9 protein-coding genes are annotated in these 8,414 nt (G+C 64.9%); 8 read left to right on the top strand and 1 reads right to left on the bottom strand.

From position 1 onward, the window contains the following. The 7 genes from MOV75_RS18960 to phoB all read left to right on the top strand — a co-directional run. Nucleotides 1-942, top strand: a 942-nt coding sequence (locus tag MOV75_RS18960; RefSeq protein ID WP_247006378.1) for an ATP-binding protein, incomplete at its 5' end; no start/stop codon positions are given. A 144-nt stretch (nucleotides 943-1,086) separates the two neighbouring features. After that, nucleotides 1,087-2,100: a phosphate ABC transporter substrate-binding protein PstS gene (gene pstS, locus MOV75_RS18955; protein WP_246928219.1), complete on the top strand. Its 1,014-nt coding sequence runs from the start codon at nucleotides 1,087-1,089 to the stop codon at nucleotides 2,098-2,100. A 159-nt stretch (nucleotides 2,101-2,259) separates the two neighbouring features. Continuing rightward, on the top strand, nucleotides 2,260-3,249 hold the full coding sequence (gene pstC, locus MOV75_RS18950; RefSeq protein ID WP_246928244.1) for a phosphate ABC transporter permease subunit PstC: 990 nt from the start codon (nucleotides 2,260-2,262) through the stop codon (nucleotides 3,247-3,249). Between the two features lie 4 nt (nucleotides 3,250-3,253). After that, nucleotides 3,254-4,105: a phosphate ABC transporter permease PstA gene (gene pstA, locus MOV75_RS18945; protein ID WP_246928222.1), complete on the top strand. Its 852-nt coding sequence runs from the start codon at nucleotides 3,254-3,256 to the stop codon at nucleotides 4,103-4,105. Next, nucleotides 4,102-4,923 (top strand): phosphate ABC transporter ATP-binding protein PstB, encoded by an 822-nt coding sequence (gene pstB / locus MOV75_RS18940; RefSeq protein ID WP_246928239.1) that lies wholly within the window; start codon nucleotides 4,102-4,104, stop codon nucleotides 4,921-4,923. The genes pstA and pstB overlap by 4 nt, the downstream gene beginning before the upstream one ends. Before the next feature lie 11 nt (nucleotides 4,924-4,934). Further along, a complete protein-coding gene (phoU, locus tag MOV75_RS18935) occupies nucleotides 4,935-5,651 on the top strand; it encodes a phosphate signaling complex protein PhoU (protein WP_246928241.1) in 717 nt (238 codons plus the stop codon). 23 nt (nucleotides 5,652-5,674) lie between these two features. Then, nucleotides 5,675-6,382: a phosphate regulon transcriptional regulator PhoB gene (gene phoB / locus MOV75_RS18930; protein ID WP_008143479.1), complete on the top strand. Its 708-nt coding sequence runs from the start codon at nucleotides 5,675-5,677 to the stop codon at nucleotides 6,380-6,382. 284 nt (nucleotides 6,383-6,666) lie between these two features. On the opposite strand, the gene MOV75_RS18925 is transcribed toward phoB, so the two are convergent. Beyond that, entirely contained in the window at nucleotides 6,667-7,179 is a 513-nt protein-coding gene (locus tag MOV75_RS18925; RefSeq protein ID WP_014491301.1) for a GcrA family cell cycle regulator, read from the bottom strand. Between the two features lie 457 nt (nucleotides 7,180-7,636). Here MOV75_RS18925 and MOV75_RS18920 point away from each other — a divergent pair. Then, on the top strand, nucleotides 7,637-8,414 hold a 778-nt coding region (locus MOV75_RS18920), incomplete at its 3' end, for an aspartate aminotransferase family protein (protein ID WP_247006376.1).

The raw sequence follows: 8,414 nt of genomic DNA, 5'->3' as shown, positions 1-8,414 counted from the left end.
CGGAACGAGCTCGCTCAGTTCGCGCTGCGCTCGCCGGAGATCATCACGGCGTTGCGCGAAGCGATCGCGACCACCGAGCCGCGGCGCGCGACCTATCTCGATCATGTTCCGGTCGATCGCTGGATGGAGCTCATGATCACGCCGGTGCCGGTGCCGACCAGCTTCGGCGGCGCCGACAAATGCATGCTGATGACCTTTCACGACCAGACGCCGCTGCGGCGGGTCGAGGAGATGCGCGCCGACTTCGTCGCCAATGCCAGCCACGAGCTGCGCACGCCGCTCGCCGCGCTGTCGGGCTTCATCGACACGCTCCAGGGCCAGGCCAAGGACGATCCCAAGGCGCGCGAGCGCTTCCTCGGCATCATGCACAACCAGGCCACCCGCATGGCGCGCCTGATCGACGATCTGCTGTCGCTGTCGCGGGTCGAGCTGTCGGCCCATGTCCGGCCCGACACCCTGGTCGACCTGCTGCCGATCATCCGCCAGGTCGCCGACGGGCTCGAGCCGCTGGCGCGCGAGCGCCAGGTCGAGGTCGAGATCCATTTGCCTGATAGCCCGGTGATGATCGCGGGCGACCGCGAGGAGCTGCTCCGCCTGTTCGAGAATTTGATCGAGAACGCGCTCAAATACGGCGCCTCCGGCGGACGCGTCATCGTGTCGCTAACCTCGGGCGCGGCCACTGATGGAACTCAGGAAATCCGGATCATGGTTCGCGATTTCGGCCCCGGAATCGCTCCCGAGCACCTGCCACGACTGACCGAGCGGTTCTACCGGGTGGACGTCGGCGACAGCCGCTCGCAAGGCGGGACCGGGCTCGGATTATCGTTGGTGAAACATATTCTTAATCGCCATCGCGGCCGGCTTTTGATCGAAAGCGTGCCAAGACAGGGCGCCACTTTCAGCGCTTGTTTTCCCCAGGCGAAGGCCCCGGCTCAGATCTAATAATCAAGCGATTTCAATCGCTTGATGGTGTCATCCGGCTGTCACGAAACCTTCGTAAAAGCACAGCCGACCGCTCCTAAACGGGCGGCGTGGGGAGCGCGATCGGGCGCTGATGGCGCTTCGCTCCCCTGTATGGAGACCAGCATGAATTTCCTCAAAACGATCGTCGCTGCCGGCGTGGTCGCCGCGTCGGCGACGGCGGCCTTTGCTGCCGACATCACCGGTGCAGGCGCGACGTTCCCGTTCCCGATCTATTCGAAGTGGGCTGACGCCTACAAGAAGGAGACCGGCAACGGTCTGAACTACCAGTCGATCGGCTCCGGCGGCGGCATCAAGCAGATCCAGGCCAAGACCGTGACCTTCGGCGCCAGCGATGCGCCGCTCAAGGCCGAGCAGCTCGAGAAGGACGGCCTCGTCCAGTGGCCGATGGTGATGGGCGCCATCGTTCCCGTCGTCAACCTCGAGGGCGTGAAGCCCGGCGAACTGGTGTTCGACGGCGAGACCCTGGCCAGCATCTATCTCGGCAAGATCACCAAGTGGGACGACGCCGCGATCAAGAAGCTCAATCCGAACGCGAAGCTGCCCTCGGAGGCGATCACCGTGGTCCGCCGCTCGGACGGTTCGGGCACCACCTTCAACTTCACCAACTACCTCTCCAAGGCCAGCGCGGACTGGAAGAGCAAGGTCGGTGAGGGCACTGCGGTCGAGTGGCCGGTCGGCGTCGGCGCCAAGGGCAACGAAGGCGTGTCGGGCAACATCAGCCAGACCAAGAACTCGATCGGCTACGTCGAGTACGCCTATGCCAAGCAGAACAAGCTGACCTACACCGGTCTCGTCAACAAGGCCGGCAAGCCGGTGCAGCCGACCGTCGAAGCGTTCCAGGCGGCCGCCTCCAACGCCGACTGGGCCAAGGCGCCCGGCTACTACGTCATCCTGACCGACCAGCCCGGCGAGAAGTCCTGGCCGATCACCGCGGCGACCTTCATCCTGATGCACAAGTCCGCCACCGACAAGGCGGCCTCGCAGGAAGCCATCAAGTTCTTCCGCTGGGCCTTCAAGAGCGGCGGCAAGGCGGCCGAGGAGCTCGACTACATCCCGATGCCGGACAGCGTCGTCCAGCTGATCGAGAAGACCTGGGCTGCCGAGATCAAGAGCTAAGAAACGGCTCTCGTGTCCCGGACGCGGCAGCGTGAAACGCTGCCCGCTGAGCCGGGCCCGCCAAGAACCAGGCCCCGGATCGGCGCAGCGTCGCATCCGGGGCACGCGACCAAGAACAAGCGTATATAAAAATGGGCACAGGGGATCGGCGTGGCAGAAATGGCCGTTCAGAGCGATATCATCGACGACGCCGGACCGTATGACCGCGCCAAGGCCTTGAGCGCGTTCAAGCTCGGCGACGTCACCTTCTACTGGATCACGCGGCTGTCCGCGATCTCGGTGCTGTTGATCCTCGGCGGCATCATCATCTCGCTGATCGTCGGTGCGTTCCCGGCGATCAGGGAATACGGCCTTTCCTTCCTGTGGACGCAGCGCTGGGCGCCGTCGGCCGATCCGCCCGTGCTCGGCGCGCTCGGGCCGATGTACGGCACGCTCGTCACCTCCTTCATCGCGATGCTGATCGCCATTCCCGTCGGTCTCGGCATTGCGATCTTCCTCACCGAGCTCTGCCCGCAATGGCTGCGCCGCCCGATCGGCATGGCGATCGAGCTGCTCGCCGGCATTCCCTCGATCATCTACGGCATGTGGGGCTTCTTCGTGCTGGGCCCGTTCCTGGCCAACACCTTCCAGCCCTTCATGATCAGGATTTTCGACGGCGTCCCCGTGCTGGGCGCGATCTTCGCAGGTCCCCCGTCCTATCTCAGCACGTTCAATGCCGCGCTGATCCTTGCCATCATGGTGCTGCCCTTCATCACCTCAATCTCGGTCGACGTGTTCAAGACGGTGCCGCCGGTGCTGAAGGAGGCCGCCTACGGCGTCGGCTGCACCACCTGGGAAGTCGTGCGCAGCGTGGTGATCCCCTACACCCGGGTCGGCATCATCGGCGGCGTCATGCTGGCGCTGGGCCGCGCGCTCGGCGAGACCATGGCGGTGACCTTCATCATCGGCAATTCGTTCCGCATCTCCTCCTCGATCTTCGCGCCAGGGACGACGATCTCGGCGGCGATCGCCTCCGAGTTCGCCGAGAGCGACGGCCTGCACCAGTCCGGCCTGATCCTGCTCGGCCTGTTGCTGTTCGTGCTGACGTTCTTCGTGCTGGCCGCCGCGCGGCTGATGCTGATGCGGTTGGACAAGAAGGCGGGGAACTAACGTCATGGCTCTCAATCCGATCTATTCGCGCCGCCGCCGCAAGGACTTCGTCATCCGTGGGCTCTGCATCGCCGCGGCCGCCTTCGGCGTCACCTGGCTCGCGCTGATCCTGGCCACGCTGCTCTACAACGGCCTCGCTGGTCTGAATCTCCAGGTCTTCACCGCCGACACGCCGCCGCCCGGCTCGACCGAGGGCGGCCTGCGCAACGCCATCGTCGGCTCGATCATCATGACCGTCCTCGGCGTCGGCATCGGCGCGCCGCTCGGCCTGTTCGCCGGCACCTATCTCGCCGAGTACGGCCGCAACGACAAGCTGACCTCGGTGATCCGCTTCATCAACGACATCCTGCTCTCGGCGCCCTCGATCATCATCGGCCTGTTCATCTATGGCGCGGTGGTGGTACCGATGCGCGGCTTCTCGGCGATCGCAGGCGCGCTGGCTCTCGCGGTCATCGTCATCCCGGTGGTGGTGCGCACCACGGAGGACATGCTGCTGCTGGTGCCGAATCCGCTGCGGGAAGCCGCCAGCGCATTGGGCCTTCCGCGTTCGCTGGTGATCAAGCGCATCGCCTATCGCGCGGCGCGCTCGGGCCTCATCACCGGCGTGCTGCTCGCCACCGCCCGCGTCGCCGGCGAAACCGCGCCGCTGCTGTTCACAGCGCTGTCGAACCAGTTCTTCAGCCTCGGCCTGGACAAGACGATGGCCAACCTGCCGGTCACCATCAACAATTTCGTCCAGAGCCCCTACGCCTATTGGAAGCAGCTCGCCTGGAGCGGCGCGCTGCTGATCACCCTGACCGTGCTTGCCCTGAACATTGGCGCGCGCATCATCGGCGCCGAGAGGACTGCAAAATGAGCGAAATGTCTGTTTCCGTGAGCGCGCCGACCGTTCATCCCGGCTCGCAGCCGCTGCCCGAGGCACCGGCCAAGGTCACCGCGCGCAACCTCAACTTCTATTACGGCGAGCACCACGCGCTGAAGAACATCAACCTGACGCTCGGCGCCAACCGCGTCACGGCCTTCATCGGCCCGTCCGGTTGCGGCAAGTCGACCCTGCTGCGCATCTTCAACCGGATGTATGATCTTTATCCGGGCCAGCGCGCCACCGGCCAGCTGATGCTCGACCAGACCAACATCCTCGACCCCAGGCTCGACCTCAATCTGCTGCGCGCCCGGGTCGGCATGGTGTTCCAGAAGCCGACGCCGTTCCCGATGACGATCTACGAGAACATCGCGTTCGGCATCCGCCTCTACGAGAAGATCTCGAGGTCCGAGATGGATGACCGCGTCGAGAAGGCGCTGCGCGGCGGCGCGCTCTGGAACGAGGTCAAGGACAAGCTCAACGCCTCCGGCCTGTCGCTCTCCGGCGGTCAGCAGCAGCGCCTCTGCATCGCGCGCACCGTCGCGGTGCGGCCCGAGGTGATCCTGTTCGACGAGCCCTGCTCGGCACTCGATCCGATCTCGACCGCCAAGGTCGAGGAGCTGATCCAGGAACTGTCCGAGAACTACACGATCGCGATCGTCACCCACAACATGCAGCAGGCGGCGCGCGTCTCCGACAAGACCGCCTTCATGTATCTCGGCGAGCTGATCGAGTTCGACGACACCAGCAAGATCTTCACGTCGCCGACCGACCGGCGCACGCAGGATTACATCACCGGCCGGTTCGGCTGAGGAGACGGAACATGGGTACTGAACATACCGCCAAGGCTTTCGACACCGACCTCCAGGAGCTCACCCGCCTGGTCGCCGAGATGGGCGGCATCGCCGAGCGCATGATCGTCGAATCCGTCGACGCGCTGATCCGCCGCGACGTCGCGCTCGGCCAGCGCGTCGTCACCATCGACGCCGAGCTCGACGCGCTGCAGAAACGCATCGAGGAACGCGCCGTGCTCACCATCGCCCGCCGCCAGCCGATGGCGGTCGATCTGCGCGAGATCGTCGGCGCCATGCGCGTTGCGACCGACCTCGAGCGGATCGGCGACCTCGCCAAGAACATGGGCAAGCGGGTCGCCGCGCTGGAGACCGACTTCCATCCGCTGAAGCTGTTCCGCGGCCTGGAGCACATGACCGACCTCGTGCAGCAGCAGGTCAAGTCGGTGCTGGACGCCTATGCCGCGCACGATCTGCCGGCGGCGATGGCGGTGTGGAAGGGCGACGAGGAAGTCGACGCGATCTGCACCTCGCTGTTCCGCGAGCTCCTCACCTACATGATGGAGGATCCGCGCAACATCTCGTTCTGCATCCATCTGATGTTCTGCGCCAAGAACATCGAGCGGATCGGCGACCACGCCACCAACATCGCCGAGACCGTGTTCTACATGATCGAGGGCCAGGCGATCACCGACAAGCGGCCGAAGGGCGACATGACCACCTTCGCCACGACGATCCCGAATAGCTGAAGACCTCAAGGAGCGACGACACCATGGGCGCACGCATTATGGTGGTTGAGGACGAGGAAGCTCTCACCGAGCTTCTTCGCTACAACCTCGAAGGCGACGGCTATGACGTCGAGACGGTCATGCGCGGCGACGACGCCGACACCCGCCTCAAGGAGCACATTCCCGACCTGATCGTGCTCGACTGGATGCTGCCCGGCCTGTCAGGCATCGAGCTGTGCCGCCGCCTGCGCACCCGTCCCGAGACCAAGCAGCTGCCGATCATCATGCTCACCGCGCGCGGCGAGGAGAGCGAGCGTGTACGTGGTCTTGCGACCGGCGCCGACGACTACATCGTCAAGCCGTTCTCGGTGCCGGAGCTCTTGGCGCGCGTGAAGGGGCTGCTCAGGCGCGCCAGCCCCGAGCGGCTCGCCACCGTGCTCGCCTATGGCGACATCGAGCTCGATCGCGACAAGCGTCGCGTCGCGCGCTCGGGCCGGCCGATCGATCTCGGCCCCACCGAATATCGGCTGCTGGAGTTCTTCCTGGAGCATCCCGGCCGCGTGTTCTCGCGCGAGCAGCTGCTCGACAGCGTCTGGGGCCGCGACATCTACATCGACGAGCGCACCGTCGACGTCCATATCGGCCGCCTGCGCAAGCTGCTCAATCTCGGCCGCGAGCAGGACCCGATCCGCACCGTCCGCGGCGCGGGTTATGCGCTGGACGATCGCTTCGCGAAGGCTGAGCAGACGTAAGGTTTGCGGGCTGGTGTTTGGCGAGCTGCGGCGACACACTCAGTGTCTTCCCGGGGCGCGCGCAGCGCGAGCCCGGGACCTCCGCGCAAGCGCTTGCGCTCGTCGCGATAACCACAGGACGTGGTTTGGCGAAGACTCGGAGTGACCATCTCGCGCAACAATTGCGCCCTGTGGTTATGGATCCCCGCGCCCCGTGCGAAATTGCGCACTAGGCGGGGATGACATCGAGTAATTGGAGCCGTCATCACGTGACAGCGCCGTCCTTAGTCAACTAATTCGCTAACTCACCGCGGGCCCGGCTTGGCCGGTGCACGACGACGGTCCGCTGCGGGCTGATACGCCACGCGCGAGTGCTGGGCGCAATAGGGCAGGCCGGAGAGCGCCTTGCCGCCGCAGAAGAAGAAATCCGGGCTCGAGGGATCGCCGACCGGCCAGTGGCAGGTCGCCTCGTTCAGCTCCAGCAGCGACAACCTCTGGCTCATCGGCACCACGTTGTCGTAGGTGACCGGTTCTGCCTCCACCTCGACCTCGAAGGCCTGCGCCAGCGCGGTGTTGCCGCGCGCAATGGGGCGGGTCACCCGCATCATGTGCTGCGCGGGACGCGCCTTGCGCGGCCGGGGCGCTGCCGATGAAGGGCTCTTGGCGCGGCCGGACAGACCGAGCCTGTGCACTTTGCCGATCACGGCATTGCGGGTCACATTGCCGAGCTCTGCTGCGATCTGGCTGGCCGAAAGTCCGGCCTCCCAGAGCTTTTTCAGCTGCTCGACGCGATCATCGGACCAGGTCAAAACCGTCATTGCACCCTTTCCCTCGCTGCCGGCCAGCCATCCTGGGGCCTTGCAGCGAATGCCTAAGCCTTCAAAAACCCGTGCCGTCAGAATCCCTTAAGGCTCGCCGGGCGCGTGACTGACGCCCGAACGTTTACGCCGGTACAAGAGGACTCTTGGGATCAGAACCGCTGCACGAGATGTCGTATCTGACAATCCAAACGCTACAATATGGCGTGACTCCCGCGCAAGAGTCCGCCGACTCGCTTCCACATGTTCCGTGGTGAAAACCCGCAAAATCGGCACCGCAAGACTACGGATTCAGCGTTTCCCGAGGCTTTCCGGGCGGCATTGACACCCGTCTTGCCAAGCATAAGATAGTCCTGCGTGCCGCCCTTAAAAGGCGGCACGTTTCGTTTTCCGGGCCGGTCAATGGTGCGTTGCGCAATGCACGCGTCACACCGTCCGCAACATTCAAGTGATCGTCATGACTAACAGCGCAGCGCCGCATTTGCTCCCCGTTTTCGCCAGGGCCGACCTCGGTTTCGAACGCGGCGAAGGCTGCTGGCTGATCGCGACCAATGGCGATCGCTATCTCGATTTCACCTCGGGCGTCGCTGTGAATGCGCTCGGCCATTGCCACCCGCATCTGATCAAGGCGCTGCAGGAGCAGGCGACCAGGCTCTGGCACATGTCGAACCTGTTTCAGAGCCCGGACGGCGAGAAGCTCGCCGTGCGCCTGTGCAATGAGAGCTTCGCGGACTTCGTGTTCTTCTGCAATTCCGGCGCTGAAGCGCTGGAGGGTGTGATCAAGCTGGTCCGCCATCATCACTTCTCCAAGGGGCATCCCGAGCGCTACCGCATCATCACCTTCGAAGGCGCCTTCCATGGCCGCACCCTGGCAACGCTCGCCGCGACCGGCTCTGCAAAATATCTCGAAGGTTTCGGCCCGCCGATGGACGGTTTCGACCAGGTCCCGCATGGCGACCTCGAAGCCGTGAAGAAGGCGATCGGCCCCGACACCGCCGGCATCCTGATCGAGCCGATCCAGGGCGAGGGCGGCGTGCGCTCGGCGACGCCTTCTTTCCTCAAGGCGTTGCGCCAGCTTTGCGACGACAAGGGCCTGCTGCTCGCATTCGACGAGGTGCAGACCGGCATGGGCCGCAGCGGCGATCTCTTCGCTTACAGGCGCACCGGCGTCACACCTGACGTGATGTCGCTGGCGAAGGCGCTCGGCGGCGGCTTCCCGATCGGCGCGGTGCTGG

The sequence above is a fragment of the Bradyrhizobium sp. PRIMUS42 genome, assembly GCF_023006515.1.
Taxonomy (GTDB): Bacteria; Pseudomonadota; Alphaproteobacteria; order Rhizobiales; family Xanthobacteraceae; genus Bradyrhizobium.
Note: the sequence above shows the minus strand (reverse complement) of the source record. Positions and strands in the feature narration are given on the sequence as shown.